At 66.4% G+C, this 25675-nt stretch carries 23 protein-coding genes; 12 read left to right on the top strand and 11 right to left on the bottom strand.

Features of this window, described 5'->3' with window-relative positions; translation table 11 throughout:
- Positions 1-50 precede the first annotated feature (50 nt).
- On the top strand, positions 51-1028 hold the full coding sequence (locus M1D40_RS02365) for an aldo/keto reductase (RefSeq protein WP_461170069.1): 978 nt from the start codon (positions 51-53) through the stop codon (positions 1026-1028).
- On the opposite strand, the gene M1D40_RS02360 is transcribed toward M1D40_RS02365, so the two are convergent.
- The 3 genes from M1D40_RS02360 to M1D40_RS02350 all read right to left on the bottom strand — a co-directional run bounded on the left by M1D40_RS02360 (position 1025) and on the right by M1D40_RS02350 (position 4971).
- On the bottom strand, positions 1025-1948 hold the full coding sequence (locus tag M1D40_RS02360; protein WP_461170068.1) for a sugar ABC transporter permease: 924 nt from the start codon (positions 1946-1948) through the stop codon (positions 1025-1027). The genes M1D40_RS02365 and M1D40_RS02360 overlap by 4 nt on opposite strands.
- On the bottom strand, positions 1945-3552 hold the full coding sequence (locus M1D40_RS02355) for an ABC transporter permease subunit (RefSeq protein WP_461170067.1): 1608 nt from the start codon (positions 3550-3552) through the stop codon (positions 1945-1947). Before M1D40_RS02355 ends, M1D40_RS02360 begins: the two co-directional genes overlap by 4 nt.
- Before the next feature lie 129 nt (positions 3553-3681).
- Positions 3682-4971, bottom strand: coding sequence for a sugar ABC transporter substrate-binding protein (locus tag M1D40_RS02350; RefSeq protein WP_461170066.1), 1290 nt, complete (start codon positions 4969-4971; stop codon positions 3682-3684).
- A 323-nt stretch (positions 4972-5294) separates the two neighbouring features.
- Between M1D40_RS02350 and M1D40_RS02345 the strand changes: the two genes are divergently transcribed.
- The 8 genes from M1D40_RS02345 (at position 5295) to M1D40_RS02310 (ending at position 13203) form a co-directional block, all read left to right on the top strand.
- Positions 5295-7019, top strand: coding sequence for a glycoside hydrolase family 13 protein (locus M1D40_RS02345; RefSeq protein WP_461170065.1), 1725 nt, complete (start codon positions 5295-5297; stop codon positions 7017-7019).
- A 103-nt stretch (positions 7020-7122) separates the two neighbouring features.
- Positions 7123-8142 carry a LacI family DNA-binding transcriptional regulator gene (locus M1D40_RS02340; protein ID WP_461170064.1) on the top strand — a complete coding sequence of 340 codons (1020 nt, stop codon included), beginning with the start codon at positions 7123-7125 and terminating at the stop codon, positions 8140-8142.
- A 111-nt stretch (positions 8143-8253) separates the two neighbouring features.
- The gene (locus tag M1D40_RS02335) at positions 8254-8619 is read left to right on the top strand and encodes a DoxX family protein (RefSeq protein WP_461170063.1); all 366 of its coding nucleotides are present in this window, start codon (positions 8254-8256) and stop codon (positions 8617-8619) included.
- A 52-nt stretch (positions 8620-8671) separates the two neighbouring features.
- The gene (locus M1D40_RS02330; protein ID WP_461170062.1) at positions 8672-9631 is read left to right on the top strand and encodes a hypothetical protein; all 960 of its coding nucleotides are present in this window, start codon (positions 8672-8674) and stop codon (positions 9629-9631) included.
- Positions 9632-9772: 141 nt separating this feature from the next.
- Entirely contained in the window at positions 9773-10063 is a 291-nt protein-coding gene (locus tag M1D40_RS02325) for a DUF1540 domain-containing protein (protein WP_341395703.1), read from the top strand.
- A 102-nt stretch (positions 10064-10165) separates the two neighbouring features.
- Positions 10166-11779 carry an AMP-binding protein gene (locus M1D40_RS02320; protein ID WP_461170061.1) on the top strand — a complete coding sequence of 538 codons (1614 nt, stop codon included), beginning with the start codon at positions 10166-10168 and terminating at the stop codon, positions 11777-11779.
- Positions 11780-11848: 69 nt separating this feature from the next.
- Entirely contained in the window at positions 11849-12763 is a 915-nt protein-coding gene (locus tag M1D40_RS02315; RefSeq protein ID WP_341395705.1) for an HNH endonuclease, read from the top strand.
- A 56-nt stretch (positions 12764-12819) separates the two neighbouring features.
- Positions 12820-13203 (top strand): RNA-binding S4 domain-containing protein, encoded by a 384-nt coding sequence (locus tag M1D40_RS02310; protein WP_341395706.1) that lies wholly within the window; start codon positions 12820-12822, stop codon positions 13201-13203.
- Here M1D40_RS02310 and M1D40_RS02305 read toward each other — a convergent pair.
- The 3 genes from M1D40_RS02305 to M1D40_RS02295 all read right to left on the bottom strand — a co-directional run bounded on the left by M1D40_RS02305 (position 13200) and on the right by M1D40_RS02295 (position 16474).
- Positions 13200-14492, bottom strand: a complete 1293-nt coding sequence (locus tag M1D40_RS02305; protein ID WP_461170060.1) for an MFS transporter — start codon at positions 14490-14492, stop codon at positions 13200-13202. The two genes, M1D40_RS02310 and M1D40_RS02305, sit on opposite strands and share 4 nt — an antisense overlap.
- A gap of 89 nt (positions 14493-14581) precedes the next feature.
- Positions 14582-16111, bottom strand: coding sequence for an acetyl-CoA hydrolase/transferase family protein (locus tag M1D40_RS02300; protein ID WP_341395708.1), 1530 nt, complete (start codon positions 16109-16111; stop codon positions 14582-14584).
- A 102-nt stretch (positions 16112-16213) separates the two neighbouring features.
- Complete coding sequence (locus M1D40_RS02295; protein WP_341395709.1) at positions 16214-16474, bottom strand: hypothetical protein; 261 nt, start codon at positions 16472-16474, stop codon at positions 16214-16216.
- Between the two features lie 62 nt (positions 16475-16536).
- Between M1D40_RS02295 and M1D40_RS02290 the strand changes: the two genes are divergently transcribed.
- The 3 genes from M1D40_RS02290 (at position 16537) to M1D40_RS02280 (ending at position 18590) form a co-directional block, all read left to right on the top strand.
- Positions 16537-17370: a DUF1684 domain-containing protein gene (locus M1D40_RS02290; RefSeq protein ID WP_461170059.1), complete on the top strand. Its 834-nt coding sequence runs from the start codon at positions 16537-16539 to the stop codon at positions 17368-17370.
- Positions 17367-18038 (top strand): bifunctional 4-hydroxy-2-oxoglutarate aldolase/2-dehydro-3-deoxy-phosphogluconate aldolase, encoded by a 672-nt coding sequence (locus M1D40_RS02285; RefSeq protein WP_461170058.1) that lies wholly within the window; start codon positions 17367-17369, stop codon positions 18036-18038. Before M1D40_RS02290 ends, M1D40_RS02285 begins: the two co-directional genes overlap by 4 nt.
- Positions 18039-18128: 90 nt before the next feature.
- Positions 18129-18590: a GatB/YqeY domain-containing protein gene (locus M1D40_RS02280; RefSeq protein ID WP_341395713.1), complete on the top strand. Its 462-nt coding sequence runs from the start codon at positions 18129-18131 to the stop codon at positions 18588-18590.
- Between the two features lie 18 nt (positions 18591-18608).
- On the opposite strand, the gene M1D40_RS02275 is transcribed toward M1D40_RS02280, so the two are convergent.
- The 5 genes from M1D40_RS02275 to M1D40_RS02255 are packed head-to-tail and all read right to left on the bottom strand — an operon-like array spanning position 18609 to position 25561.
- Entirely contained in the window at positions 18609-19280 is a 672-nt protein-coding gene (locus tag M1D40_RS02275) for an aminoacyl-tRNA hydrolase (protein WP_461170057.1), read from the bottom strand.
- Between the two features lie 51 nt (positions 19281-19331).
- Positions 19332-22418, bottom strand: a complete 3087-nt coding sequence (locus tag M1D40_RS02270) for an alpha-mannosidase (RefSeq protein WP_461170056.1) — start codon at positions 22416-22418, stop codon at positions 19332-19334.
- 7 nt (positions 22419-22425) lie between these two features.
- Positions 22426-23268 carry a carbohydrate ABC transporter permease gene (locus tag M1D40_RS02265; protein ID WP_461170055.1) on the bottom strand — a complete coding sequence of 281 codons (843 nt, stop codon included), beginning with the start codon at positions 23266-23268 and terminating at the stop codon, positions 22426-22428.
- Between the two features lie 2 nt (positions 23269-23270).
- Positions 23271-24227, bottom strand: a complete 957-nt coding sequence (locus M1D40_RS02260; protein ID WP_461170054.1) for a carbohydrate ABC transporter permease — start codon at positions 24225-24227, stop codon at positions 23271-23273.
- Between the two features lie 8 nt (positions 24228-24235).
- Positions 24236-25561: an extracellular solute-binding protein gene (locus M1D40_RS02255; protein WP_461170053.1), complete on the bottom strand. Its 1326-nt coding sequence runs from the start codon at positions 25559-25561 to the stop codon at positions 24236-24238.
- Positions 25562-25675: the final 114 nt, after the last annotated feature.

The raw sequence follows: 25675 nt of genomic DNA, 5'->3' as shown, positions 1-25675 counted from the left end.
CGCTGCAGGCTGAAATTCCGACGAGGAACATTAGGGCCGTGTGAAGCGATATGAGATTCGTAAAGCTGGGAAGTTCCGGAGCCACGGTGTCGGCTGTCGGTCTCGGGTGCATGACCTTCGGTGACCCCAACCACGGCAACCACGGCTGGACGCTGCGGGCTCCGGAGTCCAGGCCCATCCTGCGCAGGGCCCTTGAACTGGGAATCAATTTCTTTGACACGGCCAACGTCTACTCCTCCGGCGACAGCGAGGAAATTACGGGGGCCGCACTGCTGAAGTATGCCCGGCGTGATGAAGTGGTGATCGCCACCAAGGTCCACGGCGAAATGATGCCAGGTCCCAACGGCTGGGGCCTCTCGCGCAAACACATTCTGTGGCAGGTGGACGAGAGCCTTCGGCGCCTGGGCACCGACTACATTGATCTCTACCAGGTTCACCGCTGGGATGCCTCCACCCCGCTCGAGGAAACGCTGGAAACACTCGACGGGCTGGTGCGGTCGGGGAAAGTCCGGTACCTGGGCGCCTCCACCATGTATGCCTGGCAATTCGCCCGGGCGCTCACGCTGCAGCAGGCCCACGGCTGGTCTCGGTTTGTGACCATGCAGGCGCATTACAACCTGGTTTACCGCGAAGAGGAACGGGAAATGATTCCCCTCTGCAGTGCCACCGGCACCGGTGTGCTGGCCTATTCCCCGCTGGCCCGCGGGCGGCTGGCGCGGGACTGGCAGCAGGGAAGCCGGCGGCAGTCCCAGGACGCCCTGGGACACTCCCTCTATGCGGGGCAGGACGTACCCAACCGGGCCGTCGCCGACGCCGTACTCGCCGTAGCGCAGCGGCACGGCGTGACACGGGCCCAGGTTGCCCTGGCCTGGGTCCTCACCCACCCGGCGGTGACGGCCCCGGTGCTCGGTGCCACCGCCGCCGGGCATCTGGACGACGCCGCCGCGGCCCTGGACCTGCAGCTCACGCCGGAGGATCTGGACGAGCTGGAGCAGCACTACACCCCCCGGCACGTGGCAGGTTTCTAGCCCTTCACTGCTCCGGCAACCAGGCCGGAGGAGATGAAGCGCTGCAGGAACAGGAACAGCGCCATCACCGGCAGGGCGGCCAGGACCGCACCGGCGGAGAAGACACCCCAGGTGCGCGACTGGCTGTCACCCACGAAGGAGTAGAGGCCCACCGCCAGGGTCTGTGCTTCGGGGTCGTTCAGGACAATGGACGCAATCAGGAACTCGCCGGTAGCGGTGATGAAGGACAGCAGCCCCACAATCGCCAGGATGGGCGTGACCAGCCGCAGGATGATCGTGAAGAAAATCTGGATGTGGCTTGCTCCGTCGATGCGCGCGGCCTCGTCCAGGGACTTCGGAACCGTGTTGAAGAACCCGTACATCAGGTAGGTGTTCACGCCGAGGGCGCCGCCGAGGTAGACCATGATCAGGCCGGTCTGGCTCCCCAGGCCCAGCCACGGCACGACGTCGGAGATTCCGCTCAGAAGCAGGAAAATCGCCACAACGCCGAGCATCTGCGGGAACATCTGCAGGAGCATCAGGCTCAGCAGGCCGAAGCGGCGTCCGGTAAAGCGCATCCGGGAGAAGGAGTACGCGGCCAGGGCACCCAGGAACACGGTGCCGGCGCTGGTAATGAGCCCGACGACGAGCGTGTTCAGGAACCACCGGGCGAAGGGCTTCTGCGGATCCGAGAACAGGTCCACGAAGTTGTCGAACTCGATGGTGGAAAACAGGCCGCTTGCCGAAACCAGGGTTCCGTTGGAGCTGAGCGCGGCGGAGAGCACGTATGCCAGCGGGAAGAGCGCAAAAACGCCCATGACCAGGCCCACCAGGTGCCGCCACCCCTTGTCCCGGAACCATGCGCCGAAGGGTTTGCGGGGTTGTGCAGGGCTGGCCGGGCCGGCGTTGGTCCGAGCCGGGGTCAATGTCGAGTTGCTCATGAATTCACTTCCTCCAGCGCCTTGGTCTGCCGGAAGCTGACCGCGGAGATAACTGCCACGATGATGAAGATGATGACGGCCAGCGCGCTGGCCAGCCCGTAGTCACGTCCGGACCCCTGGCCGAAGGCCACCTTGTAGACCAGCGTGATCAGCAGGTCCGTGGCCCCGATGTCCATGTTGGTGTCGGTGAACCTGGGCCCGCCGCCCGTAAGCATGAAGATCACGTTGAAGTTGTTGAAGTTGAAGGCAAACGTCGAGATCAGCAGCGGTGCGGTGGAGACCAGCAGCAGCGGCAGCTTGATGGAGCGGAAGATCCGCCACGCGGATGCCCCGTCCATGCGGGCGGCCTCGTTGACATCCTCCGGCAGGGACTGCAGGGCGCCGGTGCAGACCAGGAACATATAGGGGAACCCGAGCCACGTGTTCACCAGCAGCACACTGAATTTCGCCAGCCAGGGGTCGGTCAGCCACGGGATGTCGGCGCCGCCGAACAGGGTGGCGTTGATGAATCCGAACTCCTGGTTCAGCATTCCGGACCAGACCAGGCCGGCCAGGAACGCCGGGAAGGCGTAGGGCAGGATCATGATGGTGCGGTAGATCTTTTTGCCGCGCAGGTTTGGATGGTTGAAGGTCAGAGCCAGGAACAGCCCAAGACCGAAGCACAGCAGCACCGATCCGAGCGCAAACGTGAAGGTCCATACGATGACGCTGAGCAGCGGCCCGCGGAGGTCCGGATCGGTGAAGGCCCGTTCGAAGTTCTCGAACCCCACCCCCACCTTCCACCCGGTGGCGAGGCGTTCGCCGTCGGCGCTCACAAAGGATCCCTCGCCGCCGTCCGTATAAACGGTGCCGGTCTCGGTATCCGTGAAGGTGTCCGCCGCTTCGTCGTAGACCAGCACCGGTTTGAACACGTAGGCATTGGAACCGTCGGCGGTCTGCAGGACGCCGTCGTCGAGGTCATCGGAGAGCGGAACCTTGATGTCGGTGATTTCCTGCTGGACGGCAAGCAGTTCGTTGAAGCTCAGGGTGCGGTACCCCTCGGCTGCCACAGCTTTGCCTGTGCCGCCCATTTCGGCGCCCTCAGCCTCCTTGAGCGGTTCACCCGTGGTGCCGATCCGGACGCCGGCGTCGGGATCGGTGACCAGAAGGGACAGGACATCGTCCTTTTCCACCACGGACACCTGGTATGCCGGAGAATCCGGAACGCGCTTCTGGGCGCTCATGGAGATGGCTGAAACGGCGTCGTCCTTGCTGCTGTTGTGCCCGTCGCCGTAGTTGGTGAAGGCGATATAGCCGCTGTACACCACGACAAAAACCTGGAAGACCACCAGGAACAGGACTCCCGGTGCCAGGTACTTGGCCGGCAGGCCGCCGCGGCGGAGGTAGATCCAGTTGATCAGCACGGTCACCGCTGCCGCCACCGCAAGGACGGCCCATTTTTCGCTCATGAACAGGGCCATGAGGACATAGACGGCAAACGCATCCGTCAGGCCCAGGAGCAGAATTTTGGCCAGAAGGCCTGTCATGGAATCGGGCCCGCGGCGGCGCTTGGGCGTTCGTGCGGAAATGTCTGGGCGGACAGGGGTGTCCAGCTGATCAACCATCGGGGTTCTCCTTGAACCAGTTCGGGCCGGGACACTGCGCTCCATAAAGGGGCAGTGTCCCGGCCCGCATACCTCGTGCCCCGGCGGAAGGCCGGAGCGGTTTCTATCTCAGGTGCGGCTGACGCCGGACTACTTGGCGATCTTCGCTTCGACGTTGCTGACCATCGTTGCCCAGGACTCTGCTGGATCGCCCTGGCCCTTGATCAGGGCAAGCTCAGTGCCGCCCCAGTCGGCCCAAACAGCACCCATTTCCGGGATGGCCGGCATGGGGACGCCGTTGGCGCCGATCTCGCCAAAGGCGGCGAGAGTCGGGTCTGCGGCTGCCTTGTCGAACGACGCATTCAGGGCCGGCGGACGTCCGCCGCCTTCAAACATGGCGTCCTGCACGGCCTCGGTGGTGAGGTAGTTCAGGGCAAACTCAGTGGCGGCCAGGGAGTTCGCGCTCTTGGAGCTGATGAAGAAGCCGTTGACGCCCACAAAGGGCTGCGCCGGCTGATCGCCCGCGGTCGGCAGCGGGTCAACAACGACGTTGATCCCGGCTTCCTCCGCCAGCGGCACGTTCCACGGCCCCGTCAGGAAATACGGGGACGCTCCGGCATTGAACTTTTCCTTGGCAATGTCTGCGGTGATGTTGGAGTTCAGGATGCCGGCTCCGGCCTCGCCCCATTCCTTCACCTTTGCGGCGAAAGCAGCACCGTTTTCGTTGCCCAGCTCCAGCTTCGACGCGTCATAGCCGCCGGTCTCGTCAGTTCCGAAGACGGGAACACCCATGGAGGTCTGGAACGGGTACAGGTGGTACGGGTCGCCCTGCTTGGGATCCATCCCTACCAGGAACGGGAACTCGGCGCCCTTGGTGGCAACGGCTTCCTTGCCGTTGGCAATGACTTCGTCCATGGTGGCTGCCGGTTCGGGAACCAGGTCCGCGTTGCGCAGCAGACCGATGTTCTCGATGGAGTAGGGCACACCGTAGGTGCTGCCCTCATAGGTCATGGCGGCGACCGCGGACTCCTGGAAGTCTGCTGCCTTGTCACCCAGCTCGATCGGGGAAATTACGCCGTTCAGGACAAATTTGCCCAGCCAGTCGTGCGGGCCCACGATCAGGTCGGGACCTTTTCCGCTGGGGACCTGTGTGATGAAGTCGTCGGAGACCTTCTCGAAGTCCTTCGTCACCAGCTTGATTTCAATGCCGGTGTCTTCCTTGAACTGGGCCGTGACATCGGTCAGAGCCGGCGAGCGTTCCGCATCGACCCACATGGTGAGTGTGGTGGCGCCGGCGGTGGACAGGTCCGTGGAGTCCGCGCTTTCGGCGGAATCACCGCCGCCGCAGGCGGTCAGGACAAGAGCAGCGGTGACCGAAACGGCCCCGAGAGCGAGGGAGCGGCGGCGAGACGCCGTCATACCCGTGGTGTGCACCTTCATTGGTGAACCTCTCCTAAATTTTCAAAATGGATTCCGGCGTTTTTCAGCGCTGCTGTCCGGGCCTCCTGCGCTGGCGCAGGAGATAAGGCAGGAGCAACGGAACACTCCATCGGGACCTCAGTACGGAGAAAGTGTAAGCGCGTACACGTTGTGCGTCCAATCACAGACCTGCGTCACGGTTTAGACCCGCATTCGCTGCCGCTGTTTCACCCCCATCCCCTGCTGTGACCCAGCAATCCGGGAAACAGTCAGTAATCTTAGGACTGACCCGAGTTGTGCAAGCGTTTTCATTCTGGGTGCGGTATGCCCCTAGGATGGCACCCATGCTCAGCCACGTAATCCCCGGCACCGGTGCAGAAACCGGCCCGGCCCTTGTCCCCCTGCACGCCGCCTCCAGCGAACACGACCGGCAGTGGTGGCGTTCTTCCGTCATCTACCAGGTGTATCCGCGCTCGTTCCGGGATCTCAGCGGCGACGGCATCGGCGACCTGCCCGGCATCACCGCCGAGGTGGACTCGCTGGCCGAGCTCGACATCGATGCGCTGTGGCTGTCCCCGTTCTACAAGTCCCCGCAGAACGACGCCGGGTATGACGTGGCCGATTACTGCTCCGTTGACCCGCTGTTCGGCACGCTGGACGACTTCGACGCCCTGGTGGCAAAGGCCTCCGGACACGGCATCCGGATCATCGTGGACCTTGTGCCCAACCACTGCTCCAACGAACACGCACTCTTCCAGTCCGCCCTGGCGGCCCCCGCCGACTCCCCCGAGCGCGACATGTTCATTTTCCGGAACGGCTCCGGAGAAAACGGAGACCTTCCGCCGAACAACTGGCAGTCCCATTTCGGGGGTTCCGCATGGACCCGCACCACCAACACGGACGGCACGCCGGGCCAGTGGTACCTGCACCTGTTCGATTCCAGCCAGCCGGACTTCAACTGGGACAACCCGGCGGTGCGCGCCGAGTTTGAGCGGGTGCTCCGCTTCTGGCTGGACCGCGGAGTCGGCGGGTTCCGCGTGGACGTAGCCCACGCCCTGGTGAAGAAATCAGGCCTCCCGGACTGGGGCGGCCGTGCGGACGGCTGCTCGTCGGAGGGTTTCCCCGGGCACGAGGCACCGATGTTCGGCCAGGCCGAAGTGCACGACATCTACCGTTCCTGGCGGAAGCTGCTGGAGAGCTACGACGGCGAGCGCGTGCTGTGCGCCGAAGCCACCATCGATCCCCTGGACCGGCTCTCGGACTGGGTGCGTCCGGATGAAATGCACCAGACCTTCAACTTCGCCTACCTGCACCACGACTGGCAGGCCGGCGCCGTCCGCCACGTCATCCAGTCCTCCCTCGAGGCCTTCGACAAGGTGGGGGCGCCCACCACCTGGGTGCTCTCCAACCACGACGTCGTACGCCACGCCACGCGCTTCGGCCTCGAAGGACACCAGGACCGGCCGGGCGACGGCCTGGGGCCCGATGACCGCCAGCCCGACTATGAACTGGGGCTCTCGCGCGCCCGCGCCGCAACTCTGCTCATGCTCGCCCTGCCCGGCGGCGTCTACCTCTATCAGGGAGAGGAACTGGGGCTGCCGGACCACACCACCATGCCGCATGACTTCCGTGAGGATCCGACCTACCACCGCACCGGCGGTGCCCGCCTGGGCCGCGACGGCTGCCGCGTCCCGCTGCCCTGGTACTCCGCTGCCGACGGCTTCGGTTTCAGCAGCACCGGCGCTTCCTGGCTGCCCCAGCCCGCCGAATGGGCGTCGCTGGCCCGGGATGTCCAGCGTGAAGATCCGGCCTCAACCCTGAACCTGTACCGCAGCGCGCTGGCCGTGCGCCGGGAGTACGCCCTGGGTGCCGGATCACTGGCCTGGTGGCCCGGCGTCAACAACGACTCGGTGGTTGCCTTCCTGAACGGTGAAGTGCTGACGGTGCTGAACATGGGCGCCGAGCCGCTGTACCTGCCGGAGGGTGAGGTTCTGGTGGCCAGTGAAGCCGGCTCCGGGAGCGACGGCGTCCTGCTGCCCAACCATGCCGTCTGGCTCCGGCTAGGCTAACTCCGGATAGGCAACCCGGGTTTGAGGCACCTGACCTGAGGGTCCGGTGCCTCAACTCTGTGGGTCCGGCGCAATGAAGCACTACCAGAACCGAGGATCGTACATGGCAGGGATCAAAGACGTGGCCGCCCGCGCGGGAGTCTCGTCGGCCACGGTGTCGCGCGCCCTGAGCGGCAACGGCAAGGTCTCCGAGGCCACGCGCCGGAAGGTTCAGGCGGCAGCCGACGAGCTCGGTTTTGTCATTTCCTACAACGCGTCGTCCCTGGCCTCCGGGCGCAGCCGCAACATCGGGATTGTCATGCCCACCGTTGGCCGCTGGTACTTTTCGCAGGTGCTCGAGGGTGCCGCCGCTGCACTGATCGACGCCGGCTACGACCTGACCCTGTACAACACCAGTGACGGCCCGGGGCACCGCGAAAGCGTGCTGACAGAGATGCTGCGGCGCCAGCGGCTGGACGCCGTAATTGCGGTGGCGCTCAAACTCACCGATGAGGAACTGGGCCAGCTGCATGCGGTGGGCAAGCCGATTGTCGCCATTGGCGGGCCCCTGCCGCAGACCCACACCATTCGGGTGGACGAGGCCAACATTTCGGTGCTGGCTACGGAGCACCTCATCGCGCTGGGCCATACGCGGATTGCCCACATTGGCGGCGGGGAAGAACGTGAGCGTGATTTCCGGCTGGGCAGTACGCGCCGGGACGGGTATGAACAGGCGATGGGCCGGGCGGGCCTGGAAAGCCTTCACATTAATAGTCCGGACTTCTCCGTTGCCAGCGGCGTGAGCGCCGCCAAGACTCTGCTGGCTGCTCCCCGAAACCGTCCGACCGGCATCTTCTGCGCCTCGGACGAAATTGCCGTCGGGACTATTCTTGCCGCCAGGGGCCTGGGACTGCGCGTTCCCGAGGACCTGTCCGTAATTGGGATCGACGGCCACGAACTCGGTGAGGTTTTTGGGTTGACCACCATCAGCCAGGACCCGCGGGGACAGGGAGCCGCCGCCGTCGCCGCCGTGCTCTCGCTCCTGGCGCAGAAACCGCCGGAAGCCGACTGGATCCAGCGGTTTTATCCGACCGAGTTCGTCATCCGCTCCAGCACCTCGGTACCGGCGGATCTGCGCAGCTGACCCGCCGGTACCGTGCCCGCTGCGGCGCCCGGGGCCATGCCCTCGTCTTCGGCCCTGAACCGTGCTTGACTAAAACGTCAGTCCGCCCGGCCGAAGGAACTCCGCCCTCCCATGTCGCTCTTTCTTTGGATCCTGCAGATAGTCCTGGCCCTGCTGTTCATGGGAATCGGCGGGCAGCGCCTGACACGTTCCGCGCGGCAGCTCAGACGGCTGCCCTGGACCGACGGATATCCGCCGGCAGCCATCCGGGCCCTGGGCGCCGTGGAGATTGTTGCGGGCCTGAGCCTGCTGCTCCCCGGCCTGCTGGACTGGTCCCCCCTGCTTACTCCCGCTGCCGCCGCGGGGCTGGTGCTCCTGATGGCGCTGGCGGTGGCCATGCATCTGCGACGCGGCCAGCGCCAGGCGGCAGTTCTCCCGGCTATCCTTCTGGTAATGGCCGCGATTGTGGTGTGGGGGCGGCTTACGCAGCTGCACTGAGCCCCGTCCCCGGCCGGTACCCAAAGACAGATTCCCAGGGAAGCGGAGCGGGATGGCAGGAACAACGGATGCCGTGGCGGAACTCTATGCGCTGATGCCCGAGGAGTTCACGGCTGCCCGGAACCGGCGCGCTTCAGAGGCAGCGAAAGCCGGAGACAAGGCCCTGGGCAAAGCAATCCGCTCCCTGCCCAAGCCGTCGTCGGCCGCTTGGCTGGTCAATATGCTGTCGCTGCACCGGGCAGAACTGATCTCCGAAGTCCTTGAACTGGGCGCCGTCCTGCGGGAAGCGCAGAATGACCTGGACCAAAAACAGCTGCGCCATCTCAGCGGTGAACGCCAGCGCCTGCTCCGCTCAGCCGCGAGGGAGGCACAGAACCTTGCCAAGGAGCTGGGGCATCCGGTCAGCGCTGCCGTCGGGGCCGAAGTTGAACAAACCCTGTGGGCTGCCATGACGGATGCGGATGCCGCCGCAGCCGCAGCGAGCGGCCAGCTGGTCCGCGGGCTGGAAGCCAACGGGTGGGATCCGGTGGACGTGGAGGGTGCCGTTGCAGACCCCGGTTCGGTGCGGCCGCCGGCCTCCGGAACACAGCGGACCCGCTCCTCCCCTTCCCCGGGAGCTGGCGGGGACGGCGGGGACGGCTCGGGGCCGGCGTCGAAAACGTCCGCCAGTGCCGGCACCGCCGCCCAGGCCAGAAAGGAGAAAGCTGCGGCGGACCGCGCCCGCCGTGCCGCCCGTTCCTCCCTGGAGGAAGCGCAGCGGGACGCGGCACGGGCCGAGGACGCGCTGAAGGAAGCCCAGGACGAGGTTGACGCCGTTGCTGACCGGCGCGACGAGCTGACGGACGAAATTGACGAGCTGCGTGAGCGGATCCGTGACCTGGAGCGTGAGGTGGCTTCCGTGGACCGCCGTGCGGGGACGCTGGAACGGGCACGCGATGCCGCCCGCCGCTCGGCGCGTGCGGCGCGCCGCGCCGTGGAAAAGGCGCAGACCAAGCTGGAGGGGCTGGGCTAGGACGCCGCACCGGAGCCTGCCGCGGATGCCGCCCAGCAGGTCGGCAACCGGTAAATACGCGCAGTTTTTTCGCCCTAATTATCCGCGGGCAACGGTGGTACGTTCGAAATTCGACAGACATTACTCCCCTTTGGAGGAATCATGACTGATCACGTTGCCCCCGTCAGCGACTGCGCCGTCCACAGCTGCGACTACAACCACGACGGCTGCACCGCCTACGCCATCACGGTAGGCGGCGCCCCCGACCACGCCAGCTGCTCCACCTTCATCGACACCGCGGAAACCGGCGGCCTGCCCAAAGTCCTGGCTTCCGTGGGCGCCTGCCTGCGCAGCGAATGCCGGCACAATGACCACCTCATGTGCACCGCCCATGACGTCAAAGTCGGCCCGGGCGCTGAACTGGCTGATTGCCTGACCTACCAGCCGCGCTAGCTGTACCGCAGGGTGCAGATGTCCTCCCACGATCCGGGAATGTGATCCAAGCCTCATCAGCCTGTAGCGTTGGAGGCCACAAACCCGCTTCAAAGGAGAGTTATGCCCGGCTTGGACACCGCTTTGACACCGCTTCGTTTTCTGGAGCGCGCAGCACAGGTCCATCCGGACAAAACAGCGATCATCGACGGTGACCGGCGCCTGACCTACCGCGAGTTCGCCGCGGCGGTGACCCGCACGGCGCAGGCCCTGCAGGCCTCGGGCCTGACAGCCGGCGGCCGGGCTGCCTTCCTCGGCACCAACTCCGCCGAGCTGCTGATCGCCCATTATGCCGTTCCCCTGGCCGGCGGCGTCCTGGTACCGCTGAATACACGGTTGTCCCCGCCCGAAGTGGCCTACATCTGCAACCACTCGGGTGCCGCCGTGCTGTTCGGAGATCCGGACCTGCTTCTCGCCCTGGGTTCGGTGGAGCTGGAGACGGTCACGGAGGTTATTGCCGTACCCCTTCAGGACGGAAGCCCCGGCACCGTGGAGGGCACGACGTCGTACGCCGAGTTCCTGGCGCGCGGCACCGACAGCCCGCTCTCCTGGGACGTGGCGGATGAAGACGCCGTCATCACGCTGAATTACACCTCCGGCACCACCGGCCGCCCCAAGGGCGTGATGTACACCCACCGCGGCGCCTACCTGAACTCGCTGGGCGAAGTGCATCACCAGGGCTTCACCGCCGACAGCGTTTATCTGTGGACGCTTCCCATGTTCCACTGCAACGGCTGGTGCACCACTTGGGCCCTGACCGCAGCCTCCGGAACGCACGTCTGCCTGCGCGCGGTCCGGGGCCCGGACATCTGGCGCCTGATCGATTCCTGCGGCGTGGACCACCTCGCCGGTGCGCCAACGGTGCTCAGCGCCATTGCCACCGCAGCGGAAGCCCATGAGCTGGATCATCCCCTGACCATCGTGACCGCCGGGGCACCGCCGAGCCCCACCATCATCACGAAGATCCATGAGCTGCGCGCCGCCGTGGTGCACGTCTACGGACTCACGGAGTCCTACGGACCGTATGCCGTCTGCGAACCGCAGGCCGCATGGGCAGCACTGGACGGCGAGGCCCTGGCCCGGAAGATGGCACGCCAGGGTGTGGGCATGCTGACGTCGGACCGGCTGAGGGTGGTCCGCGACGAGGTTGGCGCCACCGGCGAGCTGACCGATGTTGCCGGCGACGGCGTCGAGATGGGCGAGATTGTCATGCGCGGCAACTCGGTGATGAAGGGTTACTACCGCGACGACGACGGGACGGCCGACGCCTTCCGCGGCGGCTGGTTCCACACCGGCGACCTCGGCGTTATGCATCCCGACGGCTACGTCCAGCTGCTGGACCGGTCCAAGGACGTGGTGGTTTCCGGCGGCGAGAACATCTCCACCATCGAGGTGGAACAGGCGCTGGCCAGCCATCCCGCGGTGGCCGACGTCGCCGTCATCGGCGTCCCGGACGAGCGCTGGGGCGAGCGGCCCAAGGCCTTCGTTGTGCTCGCACCGGGCCGGAACGTCACCGAAGATGACCTCGTGGCCCACGTCAAGGCCCGGATCGCTTCCTACAAGGCACCCCGGTCGGTGGAGTTCATTATTGACCTTCCTAAGACGTCCACCGGAAAAATCCGCAAGAATGAACTGCGGTCACAGGAATGGGAAGGCCGGGAATCCCGCATTAACTAAAGGCGTCCCGCGGCGCCGGTTCCCGTCACCGCGTTTCCCGGGGAACATCTTTGAGCAAGGGAGAAATTCATGGCTGCCGTCGTGCTGGGCTGGAATCCTGCCACCGCGTTTGGTGCCGGTCCCGGCCGTGCGGACTACCGCACGGCGGCCTCCACCGTGCAGCGCACCGGGCTCTACGGCACCCGGTGGCGGGTAGGCCGGGGCCAGCAGCTGGATCCCGGGACCGACGCGTGGCTTTTCGCCCAGGGCCGGCACGGGCGCGGACTGCTCGGGCACGGCGTCGTTGCCTCCGCACCCCAGCCCGGTGCGGCCCTGCCGGCCCGGCTCGGCCTGCTGGCCGGCATCGTCTTTGACCTGCTCCTCCCGCCGGGCGACGCCCTGCCCGCCGATGGGCTGGCGGAGAGCGTCCCGGACCTGAACTGGAACGCCGTCCGCAGCACCGGAACCGCGGTTCCGGACCAGGCCGAGGTGCAGCTCCGGGCGGCCTGGACCACGTTCCTGCGGTCCCGCCCCGTTTCCGGGGATTGGCTTGCCGCCGCCGACCCCACAGTCCCCCTTCCGGGAAGCCTCCCGCAGGACAGCCTGCGGACCGTGGGAATCAACCGCTACGAGCAGGATCCCGACGCCGTCCGGCAGTGCGTCTCTTTTCACGGCACCTCCTGCGCGGCCTGCGGCTTGTCAATGGAGCAGGTTTACGGTCCGGCCGGCGCCGCCTTTGTCCAGGTGCACCACATTGTTCCGCTGTCCTCCATCTCCCCGGACTACACACTGGATCCGGTGGCGGACCTGGTGCCGCTGTGCCCCAACTGCCACGCCGTGGCTCACCTCGGGGTACCCGATCCGTACACACCCGGTGAACTGCGGCGGATGCTGGCAGCCGCGGCCGGACCGGTGGCCCCAGCGAATCCCCTTGCGGGTTCGGTCCCCACCAACGAGGAACTGGAAGCCCAGGCGGACGCGGCACGCCTGCGGGACAACCGGTAGCCCGGTGCGCGGCAACCAGCAGAACAGGAGCACTCCGTGGCAGAATCGTTAGCGCCATGACCATTCCTGCCAGCACCTCAAAATCCGTCCGAGTGGACGCCTGGTTGTGGGCCATCCGCGCCTACAAGACCCGGTCCGCTGCCACTGCGGCCTGCCGGGCCGGCCATGTCAGGCTCAACGGCAACCCGGCCAAGGCCGCGCAGCCGGTCCAGCCCGGAGACACCATTCGGGTCCGCCAGCCGGGGTACGAACGGATCCTCGAAGTCCGTCAGCTGATTGCCAAGCGCGTTGGTGCGGAGGCGGCTTCCCACTGCTTCACCGACCACACACCGCCGCGGCCGGTGGGTCCGGCGCTGGGGGTTCCCCTGCGGGACCGCGGCGCCGGACGCCCCACCAAGAAGGACCGCCGCGAAATCGACCGGCTGCGCGGCGACCGCTAGGGAGTTCCGACGGCGCTCGGCTTCAGCTGGTCATCCACGAATTTTGGAGCGGCGGCTGCCATGCCGGCAAAGGCCATGATGACGGAGGAACAGGCCAAAATGGTGAGGGGAAGAGTCCAGCTTCCCGTTGCGGAGTGCAGGGCACCGATCGCAAACGGCCCGGCAGCCGCCAGCAGGTAGCCCACGGGCTGGCAGAAGCCGGACAGTTCTGCCGTGACCCGGGGGTCCCGGGAACGTCCCGTGATGAGGGCCAGCGCCGTCGGAAAGGCGAACCCGCCGAATCCCAGCAGCAGCGCCCACAGCCACGGTACGGCACCGGGAAACAGCAGCAGCCCGATATACCCCGCACCGGTGGCGGCTGCCAGTGCCGCAACATACACGCGCAGGCCCGGCGCACGCGCCACCAGGGCAGGCATGATCAGGCCGCCGGGGATGCCCAGCGAAGCGATGATCGCCATCATGAAACCCGCCTGGGACTGGCTCAGTCCCGCATCGCGGTAAATCTGCGCCACCCAGCCGAACTGCACATAGGCGTTCATGGACTGGACGCCGAAATACAGGCACAGGGCCACTGCGGTGCCGGACGACGTCATGCGCAGCCGGCCTGCGTAAGGCAGCGGTCCGCCGGCTGCGGTTCCGGCTGCAAGATCGGCTGCACTCCCGGTTCCTGCGCGTCGCGGACTCCTGCCGCGGAACGCTATGACAATCCAGGGCACCGCGGCGATGAGTGCCGCGGCACCCCAGACACGCAGGCTGACCTGCCAGCCGTCCGCCCCGCCTGCCGCCAGCGGGGCGGCAATCAGCAGCGGAATGGTTGCGCCCACTGCCAGCGTGGTGCCGTAAACGGAGTTCAGCAGCGCGGTCCGCGCTCCACCGTGCCGTTTGATGAACGCCGGGACCAGGATGTTGCCCACCGCCATGCCGGCAAAGGCCAGCACCGTGAGCAGCAGGAAAGCCACCTGCGATTCGACGACGGAGCGCAGCAGCAGTCCGGCGGCAACGGCGGCTACTCCCGCGGCGATGGTTCCGTTGATGCCGGCCCGCCGGGACATCGCGACGGCAAGGGCTCCGACGACGGCGAAGGTGAGCCCCGGCAGTGCCGTCAGGACCCCGGCCAGTGTTGAACCCATCCCGAGCCCGGCCTGGAGCTCGGCCAGCACGGGACCCACCGACGTCGCGCCGGGCCGCAGGTTGACGGCGACGAGGACGACGGCGGCGGCCGCAGCCCACAGCGGCAATGTCAGGCGCGGCCGGGTCCTGCCGGCTGTCTGTTTTCTGGCTTCACTCACCCGGCCTTTCTAGCACGGGCAGCGCCAAACACCTCCGGCCGCGTGTTCCGCCCGCGTCACGGAACGGAACAGGCGGCCGGAGGAAGGGTTCAGGCGGAGGCGGGCTGAGCGGCCCGGCTGTCTCCGGTTTCCACGAACCGCTGGTGCCAGGACAGGGCTTCATCGAGCAGATGCGGGGTGTGCTTGCCGAAGCTCTCGCGGCAGGCCCGGTCGAAGTAATCCTGCAGCAGGGGCTGGAAGTCCGGGTGTGCACACTTGTCGATGATGGTCCGGGCGCGCTGCTTGGGCGAGAGGCCGCGCAGGTCGGCGAGTCCGCGTTCGGTGACCACCAGCATGGTGTCGTGCTCGGTGTGGTCCACGTGGCTGACCATGGGCACGATGCCCGAGATCTTGCCGCCCTTGGCAGTGCTCGGGGACAGGAAGGCGGAGAGGAAGCCGTTGCGGGCAAAGTCGCCGGAGCCGCCGATACCGTTCATCATGGCCGTTCCGGCCACATGGGTGGAGTTCACGTTGCCGTACAGGTCGGCCTCGATCATGCCGTTCATGGCGATGCAGCCCAGCCGGCGGATCAGTTCCGGATGGTTCGAGATCTCCTGGGTACGCAGGATAATCCGCTTGCGGTAGAACTCGATGTTCGAGTTGAACTCTTCGATTCCCGCCGGGCTCAGCGAGAAGGAGGTGGCGGATGCTACCCGGATCACGCCGTCGCGGATGAGGTGCAGCATCCCGTCCTGGATGACCTCGGTGTAGGCCGTGAGTCCGGTGTAGCCCGAGGTGGCCAGCCCGCCCAGGACGGCGTTGGCAATGTTGCCCACGCCGGACTGCAGCGGCAGCAGCTTGTCGGTCAGCCGGCCGGCCTTGATTTCGTCGCCGAAGAAATCGATCAGGTGCGCGGCAATCTGCGTCGACGTCTCATCCGGGGCGGCGAAGGGCGTCATCCGGTCCGGGGCATCGGTCTCAACGACGGCAATAACCTTGTCCGGATCCAGCCGGAGGTACGGCTCGCCGATCCGGTCATCCGGGTTCACGAGCATGATCGGCTTGCGGTGCGGCGGCAGTGCCGTTCCGTAGTAGACGTCGTGCATGCCGTCCATGGCTGCCGCCTGCTGGGCGTTGACTTCCAGGATGATCTTGTCGGCCTGCTCAATCCAGGTCTTGTTGTTGCCCACGGACGAGGACGGGATCAGGGAGCCATCTTCGTTGATGCCGACGACCTCGATCACCGCCAAGTCCACGTGGCCGTAGAAGCCGAACCAGGTGTACTGGGCGACGTGCCCCAGGTGGATGTCGATGTACTCGAGTTCGCCGTCGTTGATCCGCTTCCGCAGGGTGGGATCGGACTGGTACGGCAGGCGCAGTTCCATGCCGCCGGCCTTCGCGAGCACGCCGTCGAGCTCGGGAGCGGTGGAGGCTCCGGTCAGGACCTTGATCTGGAAATCCTCGCCCCGTGCGTGCGCTTCCTCCATCTGGATGGCCAGGGCCTGGGGAACTTCCTTGGGATAGCCGGCGCCGGTGAAACCGCTCATCGCCACGGTCATGCCGGGTTTGATAAGCGCCGCTGCCTGTTCAGCAGACATCCTGCGCTGCAGCAGTCCTTCGTGGTGAATGCGGTCGTGCATGGTGGCCTTTCCTTAGATGGGACCAACCAACACTATCCGCAAATGTGCCGTGCCTCATATTTGGGAGATTCCGCTTGGGAAAAGCCCGGGCGCAACGGCCGCTTAGGGTGCGCCCTGGTCCTTGTCCAGGTCCGCCTCCAACCCGGAACCGGGTTCAATGACCACCCCGTCTTCGCGCTGCTGAACGCCGGATTCAGCGGGTGCCTGGCGGCTGCGTCCCTGAAGAAGGTTGGCGACGGTTTCCAGTTCGGTGCTGAGCTCGGCGAGCCGGGACGAGCTCGTCTCAACGGCGAGAGCGGCCACGAGTTCGGTCTGACGGCTCCGCAGCTGGGCGAGCGAGGGGGCTGATCCATTGTTTTCCATACTTCATCCTACAAACGGGACCGTTACACTGCCCAAGGCGGCCCGCCATGACAGGAGGATTCATGACTAACCCGACAGATGACGCTTTTCAGGGGTGGCTGGCTTTCCGCAGCGCCCGCAACCGCGAGCTGGGGCAGGAGCACGGCTGGCTGACCCTGACTTCGCTGCAGTGGTTAATGCCCGTTCCCGCACCGGCGGAAGGCCTCCCGGGGCTGTGGTCCGGAACGGAAACGGAAGCGGCCCTGTCAGCAGCGGCCGGCAACGGTCTCACCCTCGTTGAGAGCGGAACAGCGGTTGACGGTACCGTCACTGTTTCCCTTGAGGACGAGGAATCCCTGCTCTGGGTGCAGTTCGGCGGCAGCGACGGCGGACGGATCGTGGTGGAGCTGGCCCGCCGCGGCGGACGCTACGCCCTTCGCACCAGGGATGCGGAGTCCCCCGTGTTCACGGCATTCAGCGGAGTTCCCGTCTTCGATTTCAGGCCGGATCTGGTGCTGCAGGCCCGCTTCGATGCCTATCCCGAGCCGGTGGACGTTCCCATCCGGACCGCGCACCCCGCCGTCGACGGCGTTCACCGCACCGTCGGTGAACTGGCCCTCCGGCTTCCCGGGACGGAGAAGGAATACCGGCTGCAGGTGGGCACCGAGGGGCCGGACCGCCTGGCACTGACCTTTCACGATGCCACCAACAACCAGGCAACCGCCGGCTGGCGCAAGGTCGCTTTTGCTGCACCCCGGGCCGGATCATCTGCTGTGACAGTGGATTTCAACCGGGCCGTAAACTATCCCAGCGCGTTCACTCCGTACGGCACCTGCCCCATGCCCGTGGGCAGCAACATCATCGGGGAACCCGTGGAAGCCGGAGAAAAACGGCCGGACGGACCGGCGCTGCCATGACCGCGGAGCCCGGGCCGTCCGCATTCCGCCGGGTGCCGCTGACGGAGGCCCTGCAGCGCAGCCGCATCATCGCAGTCCTCGGAGCCGGCGATCCGGTCCGGACCGACGCTGTGGCTGACACCCTGGCGGCAAACGGCATCCGCTGCCTGCAGCTGACCATGACCGTTCCGGGCGCCCTGAACTCCATCGAGCGTCTGGCCGCCCGGATGCCCGCAGGCGTCGCCGTCGGAATGGGAGCGGTGATGACGCCGCAGGATGTGGTCCGGGCGGCCGGCGCCGGCGCCCGGTTTATCGCCTCCCCCACTGCCGCTCCGGATGTCATCCATGCCTCCCGGAACCTTGATCTGCCCAGTTACCCCGGCGCGCTGACCCCCGGGGAGGTCCACTTGGCGTGGCGCGCCGGCGCCAGCGCGGTGGGGCTGTTTCCCGCCGGTCCGCTCGGTACCGGCTACCTTGCTGCGGTTCGGACGGCGTTTCCGGACATTGCTCTGATTCCGTCCGGGTCGATCGACTGCGGCGGGACGGCGCCCTGGTTCGCTGCCGGCGCCGCCGGCGTCGCGCTCGGCCGGGACCTTCTCCGGGAGGCCATGCTCCCCGGCGGGGATCTGACGGCCCTGGCCGGGCGGGTGCGGCAGGTCATCGCCGATGCAGAGCCGGGCCCGGGATAGGCGCCCCGCAGCCCGGCGTGCGCCGCGGCACGCTTCCGCGAGATCATGGAGGGAACACCTGCAACCTTCTCCGACCGGAAATGAGACCCCATGACACTCAAAGAGCAGCTCCAGGCCGATATGAAGGCCCACATGAAAGCCGGAAACCGCACCGCGCTGATGACGGTGCGCAACGTTCTCGGCGAGATTGAAACCCGCGAAAAGTCGGGCAAAACCCCGGTTGAGCTCGACGACGTGCAGGTCGTGTCGCTGCTGCAGAAGGAAGCGGCCAAGCGGCGCGACACTGCCGGCATCTACCGCGACGCCGGCGAGACGGAGCGCAGCGACGCCGAAATTGCCGAAGCCGAAATCATCGAAGCCTACCTGCCCGCACCGTTGACGGCTGCGGATGTCCAGGCCATCGTGGACGAGGTCATTACCGAGCTCTCCGCTGCCGGCACGGAACTGTCGATGCGCCAGATGGGTGCGGTCATGAAGCCGGTCACGGCCAAGGTGGCCGGGCGCTTCGACGGCAAGGCCGTCAGCGAGATTGTCCGCAGCCGTCTCGCCTGACCTGCCGGCCCGGTAGAGCTAGCGGGCGGCCGCCGGAAGTCCTGACTTTCCGAATCCGGCGGCCGCCACAAAGGCGGTGGCGGTGTTCGGGGCAATTTCGGTCATACCGGCATCCACGATCAGCGGTCCGGCGCCTGCTGCGGCGGCGAGCGCCTCAAAGTCGGCCCCGGCTGCCGCCCGGACGGAGACCGGACAGCCGCCGTCGAACCAGGTACTCCGTTCCTGATCGGACAGCGTCAGGTACCAGGCGAGCAGCGCGTGGGCCGCCTGCGCTCCGGCTTTGCCCGTCGACATCTCCAGGTCCGCGTTCACCACCACCACCGGCGCGCCCTCCCGGCCGGGCATCGGCTCGTCGTCGGGCAGCTGGGTTCCGGAGACCTGCAGCGCCCGGACTGCCTTGGGCATTTCCTCGTAGGTCACCGGCTCAAAGGCCAGCGCCTGCGCCCGGCCGACGACGACGGTGCCCGACGGCGCGTGCGCCGCCAGTTTCGCGAACGCCTTGGGTCCGGCCCGGCGGACGGTCTTTGTGAACCGGCCGAACACCCAGTTCTCCCATGCGTCGTCGCTGTCCCGCCGCGCGTACGCGCTCACGCTCGCCGCTGCTGCGGCAGCCACGGCGTCATAGTGGGCGGCGGGATCTTCCTTGTCGACGAGCAGGACTATCGGCTGGACGGTGTCGCTGGGTTGCATGTCTCCAGTTTTTCACGACGGAACACCGGTCCGGTCCCCCGCGCCCGGCGGTTACCCCTCCTGGCCGCCGGAGCTTCGCCGGAACCTCAGCGTCACGAGTTCAAAGGGCCTCAGCTGCAGCGGCACCGCTCCTCCCGGCTGGTGCTTCCCCACTGCTTCAGAACCGATCCGCCGTTCCAGCAGATCCGTGGCGGCGACGTCGTCGTAGGCGAAGCCGGCCCGGACGTTCGCCTGTGCCCTTCCGCCGTGGGCTTCGTAGAGCCGGACCACCACGTCGCCGCTGCGGTCCTCGGCCAGCTTGACCGCTTCCACCGCCACAGCAGGATGATCGACCGTAATGATTGGCTCCGCAGCTGCCGCGGCCACCCCGGAGATATACCGGAGCGGGAGGTTCAGCCGGTACCCCTCGGCCACGGCGTCGGGAATTCCGGAAGCGGGCCGCAGCGAGAACCGGAAGCTGTGCGGCCCCTGGTCTGCCCCCGGGTCCGGAAACAGCGGGGCGCGCAGCAGGGACAGCCGCACCGTGGTGCAGGTCCGCCCGTCCACCGTCTCGCGGAAGGTGTCATGGCCGTAGGTGGAGTCATTGGCCACGGCCACCCCGTAGCCCGGCTCCCCCACATGGATCCACCGGTGGGCCACGGTTTCAAAACGGGCCGCATCCCAAGAGGTGTTGGCGTGAGTGGGGCGGTGTATGTGTCCGAACTGGATCTCGGACGCTGCCTGGGCGGCGTGCACGTCCAGCGGAAACGCGAGTTTGAGCAGTTTTTGCTGCTCGTGCCAGTCCACGTCCACGTCCAGGTCCACTGCCGAGCCGTCGGGGCTCAGGGAAAGGCGCTGCACGATCTCCGAGTCCCCGAAGGATCGCGTGATCCTCAGGACCCGCTCTCCGCTGCCGTCCTCAAGCTCCATGCTGTCCGGCTGCATCAGATCCACGGAGCTGTACCGGTAGTGCGCGTCCAGGTCCCAGGCATCCCACTGGTTGGGAGTGTCGCGGAACAGCTGGAACAGGTTTCCGGGCCGCCCGGGCGGGAAGACTTCCCGCCCGGGCGCCTCACCCGGGCCGGTTTCATCCGGCGGCGCAGCGGCAGCCGAAGGCGATACCACCAGCGACCGGAACAGGCCGGCGGAGTCCACGGTCAGCCTGAGCCGGCCGCTGCTGATCCGCCAGTCGCCACCGGTCCGCTGCCAGGTCCAGGGGAAGGGATCCGGCACCGGCCCGGCACCGGCGGCCGGTATGCCGGACACAGGGTACGGACCGGCGTTCAGGGCCGCAGCCGAGTCCCCGCTGCCCAGCAGGGCCCGGGCCGAGTTCTCGATCAGGACTTCCAGCCCCGCGGCCACCAGCGCATAGTTGCGTTCTGCTTCCTGATGCACCCAGGCAATGGAGGTCCCGGGCAGGATGTCGTGGAACTGCTGCAGCAGGACGGTGTGCCAGGCCTCTTCCAATGCCTCGTACGGATACTCGGCCCCGGCGGCCAGCGCCGCAGCTGCCGCCCACAGCTCCGCTTCCCGCAGCAGGTGCTCGCTGCGCCGGTTGCCCTTCTTGGTATTGGCCTGGCTGGTGTACGTTCCGCGGTGGAATTCCAGGTACAGCTCCCCCGACCAGGCGGGCGGGTCCGCCAGTTCGGCCTGCGCTGCGGCGAAGAAACGCTCGGGGCTGGACAGCTGCACGGCAGGGGAACCCTCCAGGGAGGCGGTGCGGCGGGCCGCGGCCAGCATTTCCCGGGTCGGCCCGCCGCCGCCGTCCCCCCAGCCAAACGGCACCAGCGAGGTGTTGCCGAATCCCTTCTCGCTGTACTGGCGCTGTGCCCGGGCCAGCTCCTGGCCGGACAGCTCGGAGTTGTAGGTATCCACGGGCGGGAAATGGGTGAACAGAACGGAACCGTCAATCCCTTCCCAACGGAACGTGGAGTGCGGCATGACGTTGGTTTCGTTCCAGGAGATTTTCTGGGTCAGGAACCAGCGGGAGCCCGCCGCACGGGCAATCTGCGGCAGCGCCGCCGAGTAACCGAAGGAGTCCGGCAGCCAGAGGACTTGCGGTTCCACCCCGAAATTCTCGCCGAAGAAGCGCTGCCCGGCCACGAACTGCCGGGCCATGGCCTCGCCGCCGGGCATGTTGGTGTCCGCTTCGACCCACATTCCGCCGGTGGGCACAAACCTCCCCTCCCGTACCCGCTCCGCTACCCGGTGGAACAGGTCCGGATAATACTGCTGCAGCCAGGCGTACTGCTGGGCCGAGGACGCGGTAAAAATGAAGTCCGGGTCCTGGTCCATCAGCTCCAGCACATTCGCGAAGGTACGGGCCACCTTGCGCACCGTTTCCCGCACCGGCCACAGCCAGGCACTGTCAATGTGGGCGTGCCCGACGGCGTGGATGCGGTGGGCGCTGGCGTACGCCGGCAGGGCGAGGACGCCGGCCAGTTGTTCGCGGGCGGAGTCCGCGGTGCCGGACACGTCACCGGGATCGACGGCGTTGACCGCCCGTTCCAGGGCCCGGAGGATTTCATAGCGCCGGGGCAGATCCATCGGCAGTTCATGCATGAGCCCGTTCAGGGTCCAGAAGTCCCGGGCGAGGTTCCAGACCCCGGTGTCCAGCAGTGCGAGGTCCGCGGACCGGAACACGTACAGCGGTGCCTGGCCCGCCGTCGCCGGATCGCCCAGCGGAGTGGGCGCATAGGTGAATCCGGCGATCACGTTCGGATTCGACGCGGCTTCCAGGTAGAACAGAAATGCTTCGCCCGGCGCCTGCCTGACCGGAACGTGCAGGTTCCGGGGCTCCACCGCCTTCACGATCCCTCCGTCCGCCGTGTAGACCAGGCCCTCCGCCTCAAACCCCGGCCCGTCACCGCTGAACCCCGGATCGATCAGCAGTTCGGGACGGCCGCTTCCGCCCTCCCAGTCCGCCGGCACGGTACCGGACACCCGGAACCAGGTGGTTCCCCAGGGGGCGCCCCAGGCCTGCCCGGGGGAAAAGTGCTGGTAGTCCTGCTGCGCGGCCTGGGCAAAGGGAACGGGCTCCCCCGGCGCCGTCCAGGCTTCAAGCGCCGCCGGCACGCGGTTCCGCCACACGTTCCCGGCGAGCTTTTCCCTCAGGAACCGGTTGATTCGGGCTTCTACAAGTTCGCGGCTGTCGTGCACGGGGCACCTACCCTTTCATTGCGCCGCTCAGGGCGAAGGAGCCCCCGAGCGCACGGGAGAGGATGTACAGGAAAATCACCGGGACGGAGTAGAGGATGGAAAAGGCCGCCAGTTCCCCGTAGGCCACCCCGCCGTACTCGTCGAAAAAGCGGAAGATGCTTACTGCCGCCGGCTGCTTGTCGGCGGAGAACAGCAGGATGAAGGGAACAAAAAAGTTTCCCCAGCCCTCCAGGAAGACAAAGATGAAGACAACCCCCAGGCCCGGGCGCATGAGCGGAAGCACCACGTAGTACAGCGCTTTCATGTTCGAGGCACCGTCAATCCATGCCGCTTCCTCCAGGCTGACCGGTACGGAGTCCATGAAGTTCTTGGTCATCCAGATCGCGATCGGCAGGAAGGTCGCACCCATGAACAGGATGGTTCCGCCCAGGGAATCCAGCAGGTTCAGCTGCACAAAGAGGCTGTAGACCGGAACCATGATCGCCGTAATCGGCAGGCACGTGCCGAAGAGAACGGTGTACATGAACGGGCGTTTGAAGCGCAGCTGGTAGCGCGAGAGAGGATACGCGGCCAGCACGGCGGCCGTAACGGTAACGGTGGCCGCGCCAAGGGCCAGCAGGAAGCTGTTCAGCAGCGGAATGAACGTCTGCTGCGCGGTCAGGATCGCTGAGAAGTTGGCCAGGGTAAGGGTGGTCGGAGCAGCCAGTTCATACGTGGCATCAGCGTTGACCGAGGCGCTCAGGAGCCAGGTCAGGGGCAGCAGAAACGCCAGGGCCAGCAGCACCAGCACCGCTGTGGAGATTCTTGACGAAGAGGACCTGCGGGCGGACGCCACCGGGGGTGCGGTCACGGCTATTCCTTCCTCTCCCGCAGCATGCGGATGTAGGCGATGGAGAAGACTGCACCGATAAACAGCATGACGACGGCGATGGCCGTTCCGTATCCGATGTCACCGTACTGGAAGGCCTGTTCGTAGGCCATGATCGGAAGGGTGGTGCTGGCATTCAGCGGCCCTCCCCGGGTCACCACGAAGATGAGAGTGAAGGTCCCCAGGGTCAGGAGCGTAATCAGCATCAGGTTGGTGGCGATGCTGCGCCGGATCATTGGAAGGGTGACGTACCGCAGACGCTGCAGGGTCCCCGCCCCGTCGATGGTCGCGGATTCGGTGATGTCCGGCGGCACGTCGTTCAGTGCCGCTTGGTAGTTCATCATCGAGAACGCGGTTCCGCGCCAGATATTGGCAATGATCAGCGCCGTCATGGGTTGCTCGTAGAGCCAGTCGACGGCGGGAATTCCCGCCAGCCCGGTCAGCTGGTTGAGCATCCCGTCCCGGAAGAAGAAGGCGTAGGCGATGAACGCGGCCACGATTTCGGGCAGGACCCAGGCGGCCACGACACAGGTTCCCGCGATCGCGCCAACCACTGCGTTGGCCCGCTGCATCAGCAGGGCGAGGAGCATGCCCAGGCAGTTTTGCCCGATCACTGCGGAGGCAAACACAAAGAGGAAGGTGAGCCAGAGGGAGCGGGGGAACAACGGATCGGTCAGGAGCTCCCGGTAGTTCTCCAGCCCGATCCATTCCGGGTTTTTGGCTGCTGCGCCGGTCAGCCCGGCGTCGGTGAAGGAGCCGTACACTGCCCAGACAATCGGTCCGCCAAGGAACACCACCAGCAGCAGCACCGCCGGAGCCAAAGGCAGGAGCCTGGCGAAGCGGCCCGCCCGGGCGGCGGCCGGACGCCGCCGCCCTCCGCCGGGACGCCGTCCCGGCCCTTCCGGCGAGCCGGCGGGCCGGGCGATCGATGTACTGGACACGCGCCCGGCTACTTCTCGGTCACGTTCTCTTCACCCACGATTTTCCTCAGCGCGTCATCGTAGGCAGCGGCAGCTTCCTCCGGAGATTTCCCGCCGGCCACGACTTCCTGGGTTGCGGTCAGGACGGCCGTATCGATTTCGGCAAAGTCCGACGTCGCCGGCCGGTAATTGCTGACGTCAAGAACCTCGGTGACCGCACCGGCGAACGGGTTCATGTCCAGATATTCGGGGGCTTCGGCAACATCGGTGCGGACCGCGATCTTGGAGCTGTCCACGGTGTACTGCAGCGAGTTGTCATAGCTCAGGGCCATCTTCACGAACTCGGCTGCCAGCTCCGGCGACTCGGTCCCCGACCCCACCGCCAGCGTCCACCCGCCGGACATGCTCACCGCCCCGGGGTCCTGGCCGTTCTGCGTCGGGAACGGAGCAGCGGCCATCACTTCGCTGTACTGGGGCCACTCGTACTGGCCGCCCTCCTGCCAGAACTGCGGAGCGTAGGAACCTTCAACCGTGGCCCCCATCCGGTCCTGCGGAAGCATCTCCCCCACGATGCTCTGCCAGATGTTCTCGTCCAGCGCTTCTGCCGGGGTGACCGCCAGTCCCTCGTCATAGATGGTTTTCAGGAAAGCGAGGGAATCCACAAAACCCTGCGAACCGGTAATCCACTTTTGCTCGTCCTCGTCGTAAAGGGTTCCCCCGGGAGTTCCGTAGAGCAGTTCATAAAAACTCTGCATGGTTCCCGCATACATGCTGAAGGGCACCACGTCGGGATTGGCGGCCTTCACCGTGCGCGCCATGGTGAGGATTTCCTCCCAGCTTCCGGGTTCCCAGGGCAGGCCGATGCCGGCTTCCGAGAGCACGTTCTGGTTGTACCAAATGACCCGGGTGTCGGTTTCCAGGGGAATGGCGTAGGTACCGCCGTCGTCGCCTGTTCCGGCCTGTTTCGCCGTCTCGTTGAAGCCGTCCCAGTCCTCCCAGTCCGTGAGGTAGTCGTCCAGCTGGAGCATGTAGCCGGCCTCGACGTCGGCCCGGAGCTTGAAGGAGTCCTCCAGGAACACGTCGGGCGCCGTATCCGCGGAGCGCTGGGAGAGCGCCAGCTTGGTGGCATAATCCTCGTCGTTGCCTTCGATCGGTGCGAGTTCAACGCTCACGCCGTCGTTGGCTGCTTCGAACTCCTGTTTGACATCCTCCATCAGCTCCACCATTGGCACGTCCACGTTTCTGTAGACGATTCGAAGGGTTTGCTGACCGTCCTCGCTACCGCTTCCGCTGCAGCCGCTGAGGGCCAGTGCCGCGGCTGCTCCTGCGGCAAGGATCTTGGTGATGGCTCGCATGGTTCTCCTTTGATCCACGGTTGCCACTGCGGGGACATGCCCCGGTGGTGCGGCTGACGCTAATACAAGAACGCCGTTTCCTCAATCATTCGCGGACTGGCTGCCGGTGCAGTC

This window comes from Arthrobacter sp. Z1-15, assembly GCF_054792395.1.
This window is presented reverse-complemented; position numbering and strand designations above follow the sequence as displayed.